This window comes from Psychrobacter sp. DAB_AL32B (assembly GCF_002224105.1).
Lineage (GTDB): Bacteria > Pseudomonadota > Gammaproteobacteria > Pseudomonadales > Moraxellaceae > Psychrobacter.
Map to the genome: position 1 here is coordinate 1 of NZ_NEXU01000110.1, position 18,336 is coordinate 18,336.

Below are 18,336 nucleotides of genomic sequence, written 5' to 3' on the forward strand. Positions count from 1 at the left end.
TATTAAATCACTATATATGACTAAATATATAGTGCTTGAGTATAACCAGACTAGGATGCAAAAGGGTTTAGGCTATAAAACGCCAATACAAATGTGGTTTGATTATTGTCGTCAGGCTGCGTAACTAAAATCTCCCAAGTGAATGTCTACAGGATTGACAGCATAGGTCAAACCAATCCGCATCTTAATAACTGCATTTTATTTAACGCCCAACTGACACACCCTTTGTACTAAAAGTAAAACCTTTAGCGCTAAAATTATCAATCATAACCGCCTCAATAATCCCTATGAATTTTTATTCCAACATCGTTGTATTTGTTTCTGTACCAATGATCTGCCGTACAAAAATGGCAAACTTATCGATAGTATCAGTCATCTCGCGCCCAAGACCTTTATGTACGCTCATCAAATGAGTAAAACCATGTGGTACGCCAAGGATAATATGAGTCTGCACGTTGATACCATGATCTTGCAGCTTTTTGGCATAAACCAGTGCTTCGTCACGTAAAATATCTAATTCAGCAGCAACGATATAGCTTGGACATATCTCTGTATTATCACCATACATGGGTGAGATAAGCGCGTGCGGTTGTGTTAAGGAGCTATCTTTCAGATAAGCGGCATGAAACAATTCAATATCTTTATAATCTAGCATTAAGCCTTGACCATACAACTTCCAGCTTGGATAATCCGTTCCGATATCCGTGATCGGGTATAACAATAGCTGTGCCAGTGGACGCGGTAAATGTTGCAATTGCTGGAAAATATCAATAGTGAAGTCATCAAGCATATTAATAGATGCCTGTTTATCGGAAGATTGCCTAACAGTGGCGTTGCTCACCTGCTGCGCTACCAATGCTGCAAGACCACCGCCTGAGCTATCACCTGTTAAAACGATACGAGATGATGATGCGCCAAGGGTATGAGCATGCTTAGCCAACCAAGCATAAGCCTCAAGACAGTCTCTAATAGCGGTGGGAGCAGGGTGTTCCGGTGCCAGCCGGTAGTCAACGCTGACAACTGCCCAGCTGGTTTGCGCACAAACGGCATGACAGAATTCATGATCTGTATTGACATCACCGACACAGAATCCGCCCCCATGGAAAAATAACATCACCACATTATTATCGTTTTGTTCAGGATTTTGAGTAGCGCTAGACTCTGCCTGATAACAGCGAATAATCATATTCCCACTATCAGCGTTGGCAATAACCTTGTCTTGCCAGCTCACCGAATTGCCGTTTTCTTTATGGTTACTGTTTTTATTTTTAAAGTTATCGTCAGCATTCCTTTGCTGCCATACACTTGGAGATTGAATAGCGACCATCTCGGTTGCAAATTTTTGCCGTAACTGTATTAATTGCGTGATTTGTATAGGCGGCTTAAGCTTATCGTTTAAACCGATAATTAGTCTCATATGAGCATCAGCGTTAGGGTACTGTTCGACTGTAGGAGACTTTAGATAGTGATTAAATCGTTCAAGGACTGGCGTTGGTAAGTCACCTAATCCCTTTAAAATATAGTGCAGGACGTGTCGCTGATTGGTACGTTTAAGCGCAGTGGTTTCTACGGTTTTGATTACTTTTGTTAGCAATGCGTTTAGCGATGATGTTGGCAATATTTTCATAAACCCTCTCATTCAATCAAAATTAGCATTGGCTTTTATCTTAGTATAAAGTAAAGATACCTAGGGCATGTCCTCATTTGAAAAATGGTGATAAATATTAGCCAAATAAGAAAAATAGCGCAGGTAATATGAGTATATCAACCAAATACTTGACGGAGTTTGGCGTAGATCTAGCCATTTTTAGCCTATTAACATAACTATCATTCGAATTGAGGACACGCCCTAGTGTTCACAAATGACAATTACCATCAAACCCGACTTTGAACTTATCGACCACTATTAAGTAAGAAATTAGTATATAGTCATATATAGCTATATATTTTATGAAAAGCAGATTACTTATATTGGGAGTTTAGCATTATGAGCCGAGGTACTCGCACCATCGAAATCTATCGCTACGACCCTGATAAGGACGCAGCGCCACGTATGCAAAGCTATACGATTGAACTGCTAGATTCAGATCGTATGCTGCTTGATTTATTGATACGCCTTAAAAAACAAGACGAAACCATCACTTTTCGCCGTTCCTGCCGTGAAGGTATTTGCGGCTCTGATGGTATGAATATCAATGGTAAAAACGCCTTGGCGTGTTTAACTAATATGAATGACTTGCCTGAGAAAGTCACCATTCGTCCGCTACCAGGCTTACCCGTTGTTCGTGATTTGGTTATTGATATGAACCAATTTTATCAACAATATGAAAAGATTCACCCGTTCTTAATCAACGATCAGCCACCACCTCCAACGGAGCGCTTGCAGACTCCTGAGCAGCGTGAAAAACTAAACGGTCTCTACGAGTGTATTTTATGCGCTTGCTGTTCAACGGCATGTCCCTCGTTTTGGTGGAATCCTGATAAATTCTTAGGCCCAGCCGCATTATTGAATGCTAATCGCTTCGCTGTTGATAGCCGTGACACCGATACTCGTGCGCGTTTGTTACGTTTAGAAGACCCATTTAGTTTATTCCGTTGTCGCGGTATTATGAATTGCGTGTTGTATTGTCCAAAAGGCTTAAACCCAACTAAAGCCATTGGTAATTTACGTAATATGCTGATTAACCAAGCGGGCTAAGGAGCGAGATTATGAGTCAAGATACCAATAATAAATCTCAGGAAATTTCCGTATTTGATACTTTCAGTACAGCGCTAGAGGTTAAAGCGCTAGATATTGATAATGGTTGGATTGAGGAAATACGGGAGTGGGCAGACACATTTGATATGCTCGGCTATGAGACGCCTCATGATAAAGAGGCGTCACTGGCAATCAGAAAGTTAGAGACTTTAGAGATTCTAGAAATTATAGAAGTGGAAGTCACTGGGCTGGATGAACGGGAATATAGACGTATATATAGAATAAATTATAGCTCTAACGAACTGGCTTACCTCACAAGTCACGTGGAAATTAATTTTCATGGTATTAATTCGAGTGACTTATCAAATAATATGGACCGACTCACTAACCTAACGAAGCTTTTTATTAATCGTTACGAGCTTAAAGACCTACCTGATAGTATTGGGCAACTGAGTAACCTTACTGGGCTTTTTATTGATAAAAGCAAGCTCAGACACCTGCCCGATAGTATTGGCCAACTCAAGAACTTAACTAAGATTGTTATTAGTCATTGTGAACTTAGAGGTTTACCGGATAGTATCGGCCAACTCACTTACCTTACTGAACTTTTTATCAGTCATTGTGAGCTGAAAGCATTGCCTAACAGTATTGGTCAACTCATTAATCTTGTTGAACTTGATCTTATTCACTGTGAGCTGAGAGATCTACCTGACGCTATTGGTCAATTGGCTAATCTTGCTAAGCTTTTTATCAGTGAATGTAAGATTGAATATCTGCCTGATAGCATTGGCCAACTCAGCAATCTTACTGAGCTTGATCTGATTCACTGTGAGCTTAGACACCTGCCAGATAGTATTGGTCAACTCACTAACCTCGATAAGCTTTATATTAATCATTGTGAGCTTAAAGAATTACCTGACAGTATCGGACAACTCACTAACCTAACTGAGCTGTTCATTAGTCATTGTCAGCTTCAAAACCTACCTGCTAGTATTGGGCAACTCACTAACTTAATTAAACTTGATCTTATTCACTGTAAGCTTAAAGAATTGCCTGATGGCATCGGACAACTGACTAGCCTAGCTGAGCTGAATCTTATTCACTGTGAGCTTAAAGAGTTACCTGATAGCATTGGTCAACTCACTAGTCTTGCTGTGCTTAATCTGATCCACTGTGAGCTTAGACAGTTACCCGATAGCATTGGACAGCTCACTAGTCTTACTGTACTTAATCTTACTGGCTGTCAGCTTAAAGAGTTACCTGATAGCATCGGGCAACTCAACAACCTAACTAAGCTTTATATCAGTCATTGCGAACTTAGAGATTTACCGGATAGTATTGGACAACTCACTAACCTAACTGAGCTGTTCATTAGTCATTGTGATCTTAAAGATCTGCCTGATAGCATCGGGCAACTCAACAACCTCACTAAGCTTGATCTGATTCACTGTAATCTTAGCAACCTGCCTGACAGTATTTTGCAGCTAACCAATCTAGACTGTATTAATCTTAAGGGGAACTCGCTTGTTAATCTTTCTCCGAAGATACGGGATTACTTGCATTCTATAGAGACTGTATACGGTTTAAAATTATAGTAATGAACAATCTATAATGATTATTCTGATTAATGTAACTTCATTTTTGGACGCCCTACGCGCAGTACTTTTTCAATTATCCATAAGATAAATGTTTTAACTATGCCGTGGATAGCACGTTGATGCATGCGATAAAGCGATATATACATAAAACGAGCAATTTTTCCTTCAATAAAAAAGCTATTGTTGGCTAGGTTGCCCATTAAATTTCCTACCGTGTTATAACCAGATAAGTTAACGAGCGATCCATGGTCTTTATATACAAAGCTACTAAGGGGCTGGTTTTTTAATGTCGCAATCAAACTTCTCTCGACACATTGTGCCATTTGATGCGCCGATTGGGCACGCGGCGGTACTTGCGTACCATCGGCTTGGGTAAAGGCGCAGCAATCGCCCAATACAAAAATACTGTCATCTACTGTGCTTTGTAAAAATTGGTTTACGTGGATTTGATTGCTACGAGTGAGCTCAAAAATACCCAAGTCTTCAATAAAGTCAGGCGCTTTTATACCTGCTGCCCATACCATAATATCAGCGTCAATCCGCTCATTATTTGTAGTAACAAAACCGTGCTCGTTAGCTTCTTTGACTTGTGTATATTCCCGTACGTTAACGCCTAATTTTAATAGCTCAAGTTTAGCGCTGGTCGCAATACGCTGTGATAAGGCAGGTAGAATACGCGGTCCGGCTTCAATCAGCTGTATACGTAATCGCTTAGATGACATATTTGTCAAGCCGTATAGCTTTAATAAACCAGAAACATGATACAGCTCAGCTGAAAGCTCCACACCTGTAGCGCCACCGCCAACAATGGCAATAGTGAGTGATTGCTGTTGATTATCGTCTTGATGAATACGTGTAAAGCTATCGAGTAGTGAATGCTGAAAACGCTGCGCTTGCTGATTTGAATCTAAAAAGTAGCAATGCTCTTTTATACCAGGAGTATTAAAGTCGTTGCTTACGCTGCCTATGGCAATAACGAGGTAATCGTAGTGGACGCTGCGCTCTGGCAGAATAGTGTGGCCTAACTCGTCATAGAGAGGGGCAAGAGTAATGGTTTGATTACTTTGATCGATATTACAAAATGCCCCAAGCTGAAAACGGTAATAATGTTTGACGGCATGCGCTGAATACACAACGCTATCCAAATCAGGGTCAATAGAGCCTGTTGCAACTTCGTGCAGTAATGGCTTCCAAATATGGTTACGATTTTTATCTATTAGTAATATATCGGCATGCTTTTTTTTGCCTAACTTGTGCCCTAATTGAGTTACAAGCTCTAATCCACCAGCACCACCGCCAATAACAACGATTTTAGGTATAATAATACTCATAATGTTGTCCTGAAAATAACATATTCAAATATAGACCGCTATGGCTATGTTAATGACTATTTGATTGGCGTCAGGACGTCAAACCTAACAGGATTAAATATTAATAGCTGTGTAGATTGGGTAGCAGTAACTGGCTCACCCAGCTGTGAAAGACATCACTTTTTATACTGCAATTGCATAGCCCCACTGCCAAATAGATCATTACTTAAAATAGCACCGATAGCATTGGTTTGATTTTTAAGTTGCCAGTGGTGTTGACCTAAGCATACTTGGCCTTTAGTACGGTAACCATGTGATCTATATCTCCTATCCTGCCCTAGGAGGCAGGACTATTGCTCTCTTAATCTTATAAAAAAAGCTGTTGATATTACAAAATATGTAGTATCAACAGCTTATCGAATAAATGATTTTTTTAAATAAAAGCCTAAATATTGCTTAATTAGTCGATCAAACCACGCTCAATAAGGTGATTACCATACTGCTCACGTAAGTCTTTTTTGAGCATTTTCCCAGTACCATTTAGCGGAACTGCTTCTACGAAGATGACAGCATTAGGAAGCTGCCATTTTGCTACCTTACCTTCATAATGAGCGATTAGCGCCTCTTCGCTCACCTGCTCGCCAACAGCCAGCTGGGTAATGATAATCGGACGTTCATCCCATTTTGGATGTGTGGCGCCAATAACCGCTGCCATAGCTACTGCCGGATGCGACATGGCAATGTCTTCTAGCTCTACTGAGGATATCCATTCGCCACCTGACTTGATTAAGTCTTTAGCACGGTCACGAATCCTTAAATACCCATCTTCGTTGATCGTTGCAATGTCGCCCGTATCAAACCAGCCATCCGACTCAAGTGCTGACTCTTCACTATTAAAGTAAGTATCGACGATCCAGTAACCTCTGATCTGCACGTTGCCCGATGTTTTACCGTCATTAGGTAGCAATTTATTATTCTGCTCGGCATCAACGATACGAATCTCAACACCAAATGGCGGGCGACCCTGCGATAAACGGATCGTTAGTTTATCTTCCTCTGATAAATCGCTATGTTTAGCCTTGAGCTGGTTGGCCGTTCCTAGCGGACTGGTCTCAGTCATACCCCACGCGTGTAAGGTCTCACAATCGAACTCATCACGGAAAGTTTTAATCATAGACGACGGACACGCTGAACCACCGACCACGTTGCGTTTAAGGCTTGGCAACTTAGTACCCGTCTCTTTAGCAGCGGCTAGTAAGGTTTGCCAAATAGTCGGTACGCCAACCGCGACATTAACCTTATAGTCGTCGATCATATCTGCCAAACTATGCCCATCGAGATTCGGTCCTGGTAGCACTAATGAGGCACCAACCATCGCTGCAGCATAAGGCAGACCCCAAGCATTGGCATGGAACATTGGTACTACGGGCAAGACCACATTTTGTGCCGATAGATTGATGGAATCGGGTAAGCTAATACCAAAGCTATGCAGCACCGTACTACGATTGGTATATAGCACGCCTTTAGGATTACCCGTCGTGCCTGAGGTGTAACATAATGACGCTGGTGTATTTTCATCGAGCTCAGGCCATTCAAACTCATCCGACTCTTCATCGACGAGATCGTCATAGAAGATAACATTAGGTATCTGTGCTCTGACCTCTTCATCTGGTGCGGTCATACAAACGAAGTATTTGACTGTCTTTAGATGGTCTTTGACGCCTACTACCAATGGTAGAAATGTCTTTTCAAAAAACAGCACTTGGTCTTGAGCATCATTGACGACATAGATAATTTGCTGTGGGAATAAACGCGGGTTGATAGTATGACATACCATGCCAGCGCCAGACACGCCGTACCAGATTTCAAGGTGACGCCTATTATTCCAAGCGATAGTCGCTAAGCGATCACCCTGCTCTACACCAAGTTTAGCCAAAGCATTAGCAAGACGCTTACTATTACTATGTATGGTTTTCCAATCGGAATGAGTGGTACTACCATCAGTCTCACGCGAGATAATTGGGGTATCCCCATGGTAGTTAGCAGCATGTTGAATTAGATGGCTAATCAATAATGGGCGTTGCATCATCTGTCCGAGCATACTTTCCTCCTTGAAAGGTTGTTCTGAATAGTTGGGTGTTACCTAATCTAGCACATTAATCAAAGGTTTAAAAAATCAAAATGACAAGCGTATTAATAACACCCAAAAAATTATTTTTGATACCTTATTTAATAAATTAAAGATTACATAAAGCGTGACGCCAGCTCTTTCATAATCTCATTGGTACCGCCATAAATTTTTTGTACCCGTGCATCGGCATATAGTCGAGCAATAGGATATTCCATCATATAACCGTAACCGCCGAATAACTGCACGCATTCATCCATCACATCGCACTGCTTTTGCGTGACCCAATATTTAATTAACGCGGCGTGCTGTACGGTTAGTTTATTCTCTAATAAGGCTTCTATAGCGGCATCACATAGCGCACTTGCAGCAATATAATGACTGTTACACTCAGCTAATTTAAAACGGGTATTTTGAAAGCCCCATACCGGTTTGCCAAAAGCAGTACGCTCTTTGGTATAGTCAATGGTCAAATCTAATGCTAGTTTCATAGCGCCAATACCAGCAAGTGCTACGATCAAGCGTTCCTGCGGCAGTTCTTGCATCAACTGCATAAAACCCATACCTTCCACTGTACCGAGCAAATTCGCTTGCGGAACACGCATATTACTAAAGAATAGCTCTGAGGTATCTTGTGAAGCCAAACCTAGCTTTTTCAGCTTTTTACCGCGCTCAAACCCTGGAGCATTGTCGGTTTCTACCACAATTAGCGAGACACCTTTAGCACCTTGCTCTCTATCCGTTTTACAAGCAACGATAATTAAGTTACCTAACTGACCATTAGTAATAAAAGTCTTTGAGCCATTGATAATATAGTCGTCACCGTCTTTTACAGCAAAGGTTTTGATGTTTTGCAAATCAGAGCCTGTACCCGGCTCAGTCATAGCAATAGCACCAATAAGCTCACCGGTCGCCATCTTCGGTAGCCATTTCTGCTTTTGCTCTTCGGTACCGTGATGCAAGATATAAGGTGCGACGATTCCTGAATGCAAAAAGCCGCCAAACCCTGCTTGGTTGGCTTCTGACTGCGCATAAATTAATGCCGCTTCATGGCGAAAGTCTCCACCTGCTCCGCCATACTCTTCCGGCATTGAGGCACATAAAAAGCCCATCTCGCCAGCTTCTAACCATGCTTCCCGATCAAGCATGCCGTTTTCACGCCATTTTTCATCATGCTGCTCCCAGTCTTTAAATAACTTCAATGCACTCTCGTGCAGCATCTCAATCTCTTCGTCCATCCACTTCGGTTTAAAACAGGCGATAGCCATAAAGTCTTCCTTGATGTTAAGTTAATAAAAATTTTATAAAATAGTCACGGTTTTCTAAAACACGCTCCGTGATATTTATGGTTCAAAGTAAGCAACTTAATTGATATTAAGTCAATGGTAATTTTTATTACTATTAATATCCATAATATTGCTTAATACCCTATTATTTGTCATTATCTCAATAACAGTCAAGCATTAATTAGCTTTATTACAAATCATTATAGTAATAATAATTACCATACAAGAAGAATAAACACCTTTCCTATTAATAAATGCGTACTGCTGATAGCTGTCACTCCAATAGCGCTCTGTCTTAGCTTAGTCTGTTTTAGCTTAGTCTGTCTTAGTTGAGACAGCTTAGATTAAATATTGTCAGGATATCGATACTCTTATGAATAATAAACGTCACACTCAAACTATTATCATTATTGCTTTATTGCTATTGGCGGTTCTAACTGGGGTAATTTGGTGGTTAAAGCCAAAGTCAGCATCAATACCTGTTAACGATGCTGATACTTCATCTACAACGCTATCCAATTCCTTAACCAATACAACTGACACAGCCAATGATAAAATCACGAACAGTGACAACCTTTCTAGGTTTACTACTGGGCTTGAACAACTACCTAACTCTTTAAAAGGTACCGATGTCGATGGTGGAATTATCATTGATGAAAATAGACAGCTAGTCGTTACGGAGGGATTGCGACGCTTATTCGATTACTTCCTTTCAGCAATGGGTGAGGAAGATGAAGCGACTATTATTGCAAGAGTGGAAGCCTATATCCGCAGTCATACGCCAGAACCTGCGGCCAGCTCAGCCATCCAAATATTTCAGCAATATGTCAATTATCTAAAAGGGCTCGACGATCTACAAGCCAATTACGGCAGCCTACAGATGCAGACGACCCAAGCAGGCAAACTGGACCTGAACTTGATTGCTCAGCGGCGGCAAGATGTTAACCGCCTACGTCAACAGCTGTTCGATCAGCCAACGATTGAAGCCTTCTTTGGCGGAGAGGATGCGTATGAAGACTATAGCGTTGCTATGCTCAGTATCGAACAAGATACTGGCTTGGATGAGGCACAGAAAAAGGCTCGCCGTGAAGATTATATCAGTCGGCTACCAGATGGCGATATAAAGCAAAACTTTCAACAACAAGCGAATTTTGGTGAGCTCACTCAGCGTACCGAAGAGATGAAAGCAAAGGGTGCCAGTGCAGAGGAACTTTTCGCTATGCGCCGTGGCTTGGTTGGCGAAGCAGCAGCTTCTCGTTTAGCAGAAGTAGATACAAGAGAAGCGGATTTTGATAATAGATTTAATCAATACCAAGCAAAGAGACAAGCATTGATTAATAGTGCAGGTAATGAAGCGGGAGCTCGAGCACAAATAGAGCAACTTGAGCGAAGTCAATTTAATGAAGATGAGCGCAAAAGACTCACAGGCTATGCTGAACTGCAGGAAATAGAGAAAATAAAGTCAAATAAATAGAACTGACTGCAATAGGTAACTTGTTATCCATGTTAAGTGGTAACACTCATTTAATAAAGGCTGTTTGAAACAGTATTTAGACTTCTCTAAGTAACTTAGCAAAGGGTTTTGGCTAAAGGATTTAGACCATAAGTACGAAGTTGTACAACCATCATCGATAATGGTATCGATGTTATTTACTAACGAGCTTACTCATTAACAAGCTTATTCATTAACAAGGAAGTTACATGAAAAACAGGATTAATCGTTTCCAATTGATATCAACGGGGGCCGCTATAACAGCCATAAGCCTACTAGCAATGACTTCTACATCAGCTTCTGCATCATCGTCATACTACACTTGTGACGCGCCGACGAGCTGTACTAAGGTCGATAAAAGAATATTCACTAGCAGCTACGGCGCTACTAAATATCCTATGGTATTAGTACATGGATTTTTGGGTTGGAACCAGCTTGCCAGTAGCTTAGATTATTTTTTTGGCGTGCCACAAACTCTAATCACAAACGGAGCGGATGTCTTTACCACTAAGACTTCCTCAGTCAATTCCTCTGAAGTGCGCGGTGAGCAGTTATTAAAACAAGTCAATTACATCACCGCCATTACTGGAGCGAAAAAAGTAAACTTGATTGGTCATAGTCAAGGTGGTCTTGATAGTCGCTATATTGCAACCGTTGCTTCTGATAAAGTCGCTTCTGTCACAGCGGTATCTAGTCCACACAAAGGTAGTAAGACGAGTGAATATGTGCTAGATAACCTGATAAACAGTGACAAGCCTCTAAATCAGTTAGGGGCTAAAGTATTGACCGCCAGTGTTGAGGCGTTTGGAGTGTCGGCAGACATACTATCCGGTGTACCGCTAGATCAACTACAAGACCAAAATAGTCTAAACTTCGTTACCACAACGACCACTGAAAGTAGTGCTGCTTTTAATGCTAAGTATCCAGCACCATTACCAAACACGTATTGTGGTCAACCACCAGCGAATAATGTGATGAACGGTGTTGAGTATTATTCATGGGCGGGTGTTAGTAATATAACTAACGTCTTAGATCCAAGCGATTATATTCTAGCATTGACTGGACAGACTCATGAAGGCATCCCCAACGATGGTCTAGTAGATAACTGTTCAACGCGTATAGGTCAAGTCATCCGTGATAACTACCGGATGAATCATTTAGATACTATTAATCAGGTTCTCGGTCTGAGCTCACTATTAGAAACCAATCCATTGACAGTTTACCGTGTCCAAGCAAATCGTTTAAAGAAATCAGGTGTTTAAGTTAGAATCAGGTCAATATTAGTTCAAATTTATCTTACAAAAGAAGCCATTATTTATGAATAATGGCTTCTTTATAGTGGCTAAGAATCTAAAAAATATTATCGTTTTGCTTTAGATAAATTCAGTTTTTATAGTGCAATTTTATTAAATCACTTAGATGCGTAAGACAGTTTCATACCAAATAAATAGGCATCATTGTCTTCAAACTTACCAATTTGCGTGCCACTAGCAGCCAAAAGACCCTCGGCATCACCTAGCATCAAATATTTAGCACCGGCAGATACTGCCCACTCAGGCGTTAAATTGTATTTAGCGCCAAGACCGACACTATAATATCCTTCAGTAGGTCCTAATGGCGATACTGGATTACCAGCACCACTGTCCCAACCGACTGAACCAGACACGGCTAGTTTTGGTGTAAGACGTTTACCCAATCCCACTTCAAGCATATAAGAGTCATCGCTATACTGTAAAAGATTTACTTGATCTACGGCATTACCTTGTAAAGCAATCCCATTTTCATTTAACAATGGTGGCGTAATCTTAAAGTCACTCCAAGGAACCCAGCGTGCTTTTGCAGTCAATAGCGTGGTTTTATTCAGACCTGTTTGAAAGTCGATATTGACTGATTTAGGGGTAGTAAGCTCTTTTTCTTTAGTGTCGGCATCTTTTAATCCCAGTGCAAGTGGTAAAGTTTTGATAAATGGCATAGACTCTGCATAATTGGCATCATGCTCAATCTCTGAACGATACGTAATGGCAGCTTTTAGACCAATTTCAGGCTTAACATAAGCCGCACCGATCATATAGCCATAGGCATCGTTTTTAGCGATATTAAGATCATAACCATCTACAGCAAGAAGTTTACGGTTTTTACTATTAATTTTTACGTTAGCTTCAATCTTCTGCAGCACAGGGCCGCCGTAAATTTTGAAGTTATTGTTGGCGCCTAAATTAACGCCTAACAGCCCTGTGAAATTATCTGATTTGACATTAGCTGAAGTCCGCTTACGATCATCGTCAACAGCATTAATGTTAGTTAGTGAATTGTCACCTTCGAAAAGAACTGCAGCACCAAAGGGCTGATCGTAAAATACACCAACACTAAATTTGTCATTAATGTTGGTCTTGACACCGTAACCGTAGCCTTCGTACTCCTCTCCAAGATCTCCGATTTTGTCACCGTTTGACTCTACGCCTGAAATATCAGGGCTAATGTGATAGGCACTCATATAAGCTATCGTACCGCTTGAGCTGAAGTCTTCACTTGGCTGGCCGGAACGATCTAATCCGGCGGCTCCTGCTATAGAAGTTAGGGACAGGGCGGCAAGCGCACAAGTAAGCTGCGATAGTAAGAAAGTTCTTTGCATTAGACATCCTCCATGATGAATAAAATGAGCAACATTATTAGTTGCCGAGTTGAATAGCGTCATCCTATTGACTGCTATCGTTAATACAATAAGTGATAATTAATGACAATTAATGATTAAGCCGCCTCATTGGCTTTTTTTCGCAGTTCATGACGCAGTATTTTACCAACCGTTGACTTGGGCAACTCGGTGATAAACTCAATGTCACGAGGACATTTATAGCCTGCCAAGCTTTCTTTGCAAAACGCTTTAATCTCCTCCTCGGTGACACTAGAATCAGACTTTACCACGTAGGCTTTGACCGACTGACCTTGTGATTCACTATCAACGCCAACCACCGAACATTCAGCAACTTTGGGGTGCGTCTCAATAACATTTTCGACTTCATTGGGATAAACATTAAAACCACTCACAATAATCATATCTTTTTTTCGATCGAATATTTTTACGTAGCCTTTGTCATCCATAGTGCCGATATCACCTGTCTTGAGGTAACCATCAGCAGTGAAAAACCCCGCATTATCGATATTGTGGTAACTAGAGATCACATTATCGCCTTTGATACAGAGCTCCCCGACATCCCCTAACTGTAGAACGTTTCCAGCTTCATCACGGATGTTGATATCTACACCTGGTAATGGCATGCCGATGCTACCGTTAAATTCTTTATTGGTAAAAGGATTGGCTGTGCCCACGCCGATGGTCTCTGACATGCCCCAACCTTCTAAGATAGGATGACCCGTTGCTTCAAGCCATTTTCTAGCAGTTTCTGGCGTTGCTGCCATACCACCAGCAACCGCGATTTTAAACGCTGAAAAATCGATTGTTTTAAACTGAGGATGCGTCATTAATGCTTGAAATAGCGTATTTACTGCTGGCAATAGATGGAATGGACGCGATTTGAGTGTTTTGATAAAACCATCGATATCACGCGGATTAGTAATCAGCGTTAGGTGCTGACCCACTCTGATACCTACCATAGAGATCACAAAAGCAAAGATATGATACAGAGGCAAAGCAACGATAGTGTTTATTTGTTCTTTGCTAGTCACTCCATCATAAATAGGTTGAAACCAAGCTTCATATTGTGAGGTTGCGATTTCTACATTGTGATGGCTGACGATGATCCCTTTAGCCATGCCAGTCGTACCACCGGTATAAGTCAGCAGCGCTATGTCTTTAGCACTAATCTCAGGTCGGGTATAGCGCATACCCTTACCCTTTCTTAAAATAGATTTATAGGGGTGGACTTTATACTGGCTATTGGATTTTAGCGTGTGGGTTGGAACCGCTTTTTTGACATATTTGGCCGCTAAATCGACGATTTTACCTTTGACAGCCCCTAACATATCGCCGATATCGCTACAAACAACGGTTTTTATACCGGTTTCACCAACTATTTTTTCAAGCGTTGTGCAAAATGGGGTCAAAATAAAGATGGCTTTAGCATCAGAGTCATTAAGTTGGTGCTTAAGCTCTCGTGCGGTGTATAGAGGATTGACCAAGGTAATGACCATCCCTGCTCTCATGGCACCAATAACAATAGGCAGATACTGATTGACATTAGGCATCATAATAACAATCACTGATCCCTGCTTAAGGCCTAGGCTTTGTATCCAAGCGGCAACCGTTTTAGAAACCTCGTCAACTTGAGCGTAGGTATAAGTCACGCCCATATTGGTGATCAGCTCATCTTGAGAAAATTTTGCAAAAGAGCTCTCAAACAGCTCTAATAGGGATTGGTTGGTCGCTGAAACATCAGCTACAACGCCTTTGGGATAGTTCTCTATCCAAACCTTTTTCATAACAAACCCTCCTTGGTTTTTTATCATTGATGGTTAACTCGATGAGCTATAGTCGGTTCAATATAATTTGGATACAAGGAAGGCGAGTAAAAGTACTACAAATAGTAGACTAAGCGAGCCTGACACCGTATCTGATTTATATAGGACTGACTATGCTTTACTGCCAACCTGGTGTAGCACTATGTTCATCTTGATGGGCAAATAAAGGATGCGCGCGGGCTTCTTCCAACGTCAACACAGGGGTAACGCACACATCTGCTGACTCAAAAATCTGCTGCCAGTAAGCAAGGTCGTGACTGGCAAAGGTATCAGCGACCACTTGAGCCGCCTCTTGACTGTCTTTGGTATTCGGCATGACACCCATTTGCCAGTGTTTGGTTTTGAGCTCTGGCAATTCTAGTACTTCACACAACCCTTGCCAAAACTTAAGCTCCAATGAGCCCACCGCCATGTAGCGCTCGTCTGCTGTTTTATATAAACGATAACAAGGCAATAATCCGCCTAAAAAGTCATGTTGCGGCTTTGGATTTTTACCAGAGAAGCTTTTTACCAACTTCCCAGTCGCTTTGGGCATGATCATATGCTGGTATAAGCTGTGGGTCATACTGACCGCGACGTGACGACCTTTACCGGTACGCTGTGCTGAAAATACGGCGGCTAAAAGGGCAATTACTGCCGTGTCACTGCCGCCTGCCAAGTCTGCAAACTGGATATTAGGCATTGCCTGCTCGCCAGTGGCAGTCTTGAGCTGGTCAAGCACGCCGCTCATCGCCATAAAGTTGATATCGTGACCAGCTTTGTTAGCCCAGTCATGAGTAACTTCACTATCATCAGCCATGCCATAACCCGTAATCGATACCATGACCAGCTTTGGGTTAAGAGCATGCAAAGTTTCGGCATCCAGTCCCATACCTTCAAGTACTTCAGGGCGGAAGCTGTCGATCATCACATCGGCATCTTTAAGATGCGCTTTGATAGCCTCAATACCTTGAGGATCACGAAAGTCAACCTTCTCAATCGTCTTACCATGATTGAGTGCGGTAAACAAATCACCCAACGCACGCGCAGGATCTCCATTTTTGGGCTCGATCTTGATAATCTCAGCACCTAAGTCTGCAAGCAGTCTGGTGGCGAAAGGTCCTGGTAGATTGCGTGTCAAATCAACGACGCGCAATCCATCCAAGCAATTTGTCATAGAGTGATCTAAATTAGCCATCTACAAACTCCTCGCCTTTTTCTGCCATATCTACTAGGATTTGAGCAGGTTCAAAACGCTCACCATATTGATTAGCAAGCTCGCGGCTACGCTCAACAAACTTTTTAATGCCTACTGAGTTGATGAACTGTAACGTACCACCTTGGTTTGGTGCAAAACCCCAGCCAAAGATAGAACCTACATTGGCATCCGCCACGGTACGTACGACATTTTCCTCGAAGCATTTCGCGGTCTCATTAGCTTGAACGTATAATAAACGGTCAACCAAGTCTTGCTGCGACGGTTGCTCATCTTTAGTTGGATACAGTTCAGTGAGCTCAGGCCATAAGCGTTTTTCACCATTTTCAGGGTAATCATAGAAGCCTTTAGCGACTTTCTTACCTTCGCGGCCAAGCTCATTAACCATTTTTTCAACCACTGGCATTGCAGGATGTGGCGTGAACATTTCACCTTCAGCTTCTAGTGCACGCTTAGCTTGCTGCATGACATGTAATGACAGGCTGAGCGATACTTCATCTTGTAACGCCAGTGGTGGCATCGGCATGCCAGATTTCATACCAGCCACTTCGATGCTACGTGGATGTATCCCTTCACTTAGCATCGCAATACCTTCTGAGACATAAGTACCAAATACACGAGAGGTGTAAAAACCGCGGCTATCGTTGACGACGATTGGCGTTTTAGATATCTGACCGACATAGTCAAAGCTTTTGGCTAAGGTTGCATCATCAGTATCTTCACCAACGATAATCTCAACCAACGGCATCTTATCAACTGGCGAGAAGAAATGCAGACCGATGAACTGGTTTGGACGTGTGCTGGCTTTCGCAAGCTCGGTAATAGGCAGCGTAGATGTATTTGATGCATAAACAGCAGTTTCTGCTATAACTGCTTCAGACTTACGAGTACATTCTGCTTTGATGTCTACATCTTCGAAGACCGCTTCGATAATTAAATCACAGCCTTCTAAATCGTCATAAGATACCGTTGTTTTGATTTTATCTAATAACGCTTGTTTTTTCTCTTCAGTAGAGCGACCACGGCTGATAGCCTTGTCTAACAACTTAGTAGAATAATTTTTGCCTTTTTCAGCGCCTTCGATAGCCGTATCTAAAAGAACCACTTCTATACCCGCTTTGGCTGAGACATAAGCGATACCTGCGCCCATCATGCCAGCACCAAGAATACCAACCTTTTTAGTTTTATAACGCTCAAAACCATCAGGTCGTGATTGTCCTTTTTTGATGCTATTAAGCTGCGTCCAAAGAGTGTTGATCATATTTTTGGATTCAGCTGAGAGCACACAAGCGACAAAGTAGCGTGACTCAATCTCAAGACCGGTATCGATATCGACCATGCAACCTTCAAACACGCAAGACATAATGTGGGTGATCGCAGGATAGTTGCCATGTGATTTTTGGTTGGCCATCGCAGGAGCAATAGAGAACATCGGTACTATTTTAGGGTTTTTGCTATCACCACCTGGAATCTTAAAACCTTTCTTATCCCAAGGCTGCTGGGTGGTAGGATTGGCTTTGATCCAGTCTTTGGCCTGCGCTAACATATCCGCTTTATCAGTGGCAACGGCATCAATCAGACCCATGTCTTTAGCAGCAGCTGGACGCAGCTCCTTACCTTGAGTCATAAGCTCTAATGCCGCTTGAATACCAACCAAGCGCGGTAAACGCTGAGTACCACCGCCGCCCGGCAGCAGACCCAACTTAACTTCAGGTAGACCAAGTTTGGTTTTAGGAGAATCAATCGCTATACGATAATGACAAGCCAATGCCAGCTCTAAGCCACCGCCAAGTGCTGTTCCAGTTATGGCAGCGACTACTGGCTTACCGGATAATTCCAGTTTACGCAGGCTACCTTTAAGATCTTCGACCAATTCGAAGGCCTGTTCAGCGGTTTGGATACTAGCCAATTGGTCAATATCGGCACCGACGACAAAAGTTTCTTTGCCAGAGGTTAAAATCAAACCTTTGGCGGACGCATCGTTGATAAAGCTATCGGTCATCTTGGCAAAGGAGTCTGTAAAGCCATCACCGATGACATTCATTTTACGATCTGCTTGATCGATAGTTACCGTGATAATTCCATTATCAGATTCGGCAGAAAAGTGGTTCAATGCATTGATGGCATCTACGCTATTTGTGCTCATATTAAGT

Annotated in this window: 12 protein-coding genes; 4 read left to right on the forward strand and 8 right to left on the reverse strand. The window is 42.0% G+C overall.

What is annotated here, in order from left to right; all coding sequences use genetic code 11:
• Positions 1-295: 295 nt before the first annotated feature.
• The gene (locus tag CAN34_RS12075) at positions 296-1,627 is read right to left on the reverse strand and encodes an alpha/beta hydrolase (RefSeq protein WP_089555848.1); all 1,332 of its coding nucleotides are present in this window, start codon (positions 1,625-1,627) and stop codon (positions 296-298) included.
• A gap of 360 nt (positions 1,628-1,987) precedes the next feature.
• Here CAN34_RS12075 and CAN34_RS12080 point away from each other — a divergent pair, with 360 nt between their 5' ends.
• Both CAN34_RS12080 and CAN34_RS12085 read left to right on the forward strand, forming a co-directional pair.
• The gene (locus CAN34_RS12080; protein WP_089555849.1) at positions 1,988-2,698 is read left to right on the forward strand and encodes a succinate dehydrogenase iron-sulfur subunit; all 711 of its coding nucleotides are present in this window, start codon (positions 1,988-1,990) and stop codon (positions 2,696-2,698) included.
• An 11-nt stretch (positions 2,699-2,709) separates the two neighbouring features.
• Positions 2,710-4,293 (forward strand): leucine-rich repeat domain-containing protein, encoded by a 1,584-nt coding sequence (locus CAN34_RS12085; RefSeq protein ID WP_089555850.1) that lies wholly within the window; start codon positions 2,710-2,712, stop codon positions 4,291-4,293.
• A gap of 29 nt (positions 4,294-4,322) precedes the next feature.
• On the opposite strand, the gene CAN34_RS12090 is transcribed toward CAN34_RS12085, so the two are convergent.
• From CAN34_RS12090 to CAN34_RS12100, 3 genes are all read right to left on the reverse strand, one after another.
• Positions 4,323-5,627, reverse strand: a complete 1,305-nt coding sequence (locus CAN34_RS12090; protein ID WP_089555851.1) for an NAD(P)/FAD-dependent oxidoreductase — start codon at positions 5,625-5,627, stop codon at positions 4,323-4,325.
• Between the two features lie 439 nt (positions 5,628-6,066).
• Positions 6,067-7,707 carry a long-chain-fatty-acid--CoA ligase gene (locus CAN34_RS12095; protein ID WP_089555852.1) on the reverse strand — a complete coding sequence of 547 codons (1,641 nt, stop codon included), beginning with the start codon at positions 7,705-7,707 and terminating at the stop codon, positions 6,067-6,069.
• A 143-nt stretch (positions 7,708-7,850) separates the two neighbouring features.
• The gene (locus tag CAN34_RS12100; protein WP_089555853.1) at positions 7,851-9,002 is read right to left on the reverse strand and encodes an acyl-CoA dehydrogenase family protein; all 1,152 of its coding nucleotides are present in this window, start codon (positions 9,000-9,002) and stop codon (positions 7,851-7,853) included.
• Between the two features lie 391 nt (positions 9,003-9,393).
• On the opposite strand from CAN34_RS12100, the gene CAN34_RS12105 reads away from it, so the two are divergent.
• Positions 9,394-10,494 (forward strand): lipase secretion chaperone, encoded by a 1,101-nt coding sequence (locus tag CAN34_RS12105; RefSeq protein WP_089555854.1) that lies wholly within the window; start codon positions 9,394-9,396, stop codon positions 10,492-10,494.
• A 227-nt stretch (positions 10,495-10,721) separates the two neighbouring features.
• Positions 10,722-11,774 carry a triacylglycerol lipase gene (locus CAN34_RS12110; RefSeq protein ID WP_089555855.1) on the forward strand — a complete coding sequence of 351 codons (1,053 nt, stop codon included), beginning with the start codon at positions 10,722-10,724 and terminating at the stop codon, positions 11,772-11,774.
• 149 nt (positions 11,775-11,923) lie between these two features.
• On the opposite strand, the gene CAN34_RS12115 is transcribed toward CAN34_RS12110, so the two are convergent.
• From CAN34_RS12115 to CAN34_RS12130, 4 genes are all read right to left on the reverse strand, one after another.
• On the reverse strand, positions 11,924-13,144 hold the full coding sequence (locus tag CAN34_RS12115) for an outer membrane protein transport protein (RefSeq protein ID WP_089555856.1): 1,221 nt from the start codon (positions 13,142-13,144) through the stop codon (positions 11,924-11,926).
• Between the two features lie 116 nt (positions 13,145-13,260).
• The gene (locus CAN34_RS12120) at positions 13,261-14,949 is read right to left on the reverse strand and encodes an AMP-binding protein (protein WP_089555857.1); all 1,689 of its coding nucleotides are present in this window, start codon (positions 14,947-14,949) and stop codon (positions 13,261-13,263) included.
• Positions 14,950-15,106: 157 nt separating this feature from the next.
• Positions 15,107-16,165, reverse strand: coding sequence for a CaiB/BaiF CoA-transferase family protein (locus CAN34_RS12125; RefSeq protein ID WP_089555858.1), 1,059 nt, complete (start codon positions 16,163-16,165; stop codon positions 15,107-15,109).
• The gene (locus CAN34_RS12130; protein WP_089555859.1) at positions 16,158-18,329 is read right to left on the reverse strand and encodes a 3-hydroxyacyl-CoA dehydrogenase NAD-binding domain-containing protein; all 2,172 of its coding nucleotides are present in this window, start codon (positions 18,327-18,329) and stop codon (positions 16,158-16,160) included. The genes CAN34_RS12125 and CAN34_RS12130 overlap by 8 nt, the downstream gene beginning before the upstream one ends.
• Positions 18,330-18,336: the final 7 nt, after the last annotated feature.

Bases quoted from the DNA above. Each gene is read 5' to 3' on its own strand.
- CAN34_RS12075 (WP_089555848.1), bottom strand. From the start codon at position 1,627: ATGAAAATATTGCCAACATCATCGCTAAACGCATTGCTAACAAAAGTA.
- CAN34_RS12080 (WP_089555849.1), top strand. From the start codon at position 1,988: ATGAGCCGAGGTACTCGCACCATCGAAATCTATCGCTACGACCCTGAT.
- CAN34_RS12085 (WP_089555850.1), top strand. From the start codon at position 2,710: ATGAGTCAAGATACCAATAATAAATCTCAGGAAATTTCCGTATTTGAT.
- CAN34_RS12090 (WP_089555851.1), bottom strand. From the start codon at position 5,627: ATGAGTATTATTATACCTAAAATCGTTGTTATTGGCGGTGGTGCTGGT.
- CAN34_RS12095 (WP_089555852.1), bottom strand. From the start codon at position 7,707: ATGCTCGGACAGATGATGCAACGCCCATTATTGATTAGCCATCTAATT.
- CAN34_RS12100 (WP_089555853.1), bottom strand. From the start codon at position 9,002: ATGGCTATCGCCTGTTTTAAACCGAAGTGGATGGACGAAGAGATTGAG.
- CAN34_RS12105 (WP_089555854.1), top strand. From the start codon at position 9,394: ATGAATAATAAACGTCACACTCAAACTATTATCATTATTGCTTTATTG.
- CAN34_RS12110 (WP_089555855.1), top strand. From the start codon at position 10,722: ATGAAAAACAGGATTAATCGTTTCCAATTGATATCAACGGGGGCCGCT.
- CAN34_RS12115 (WP_089555856.1), bottom strand. From the start codon at position 13,144: ATGCAAAGAACTTTCTTACTATCGCAGCTTACTTGTGCGCTTGCCGCC.
- CAN34_RS12120 (WP_089555857.1), bottom strand. From the start codon at position 14,949: ATGAAAAAGGTTTGGATAGAGAACTATCCCAAAGGCGTTGTAGCTGAT.
- CAN34_RS12125 (WP_089555858.1), bottom strand. From the start codon at position 16,165: ATGGCTAATTTAGATCACTCTATGACAAATTGCTTGGATGGATTGCGC.
- CAN34_RS12130 (WP_089555859.1), bottom strand. From the start codon at position 18,329: ATGAGCACAAATAGCGTAGATGCCATCAATGCATTGAACCACTTTTCT.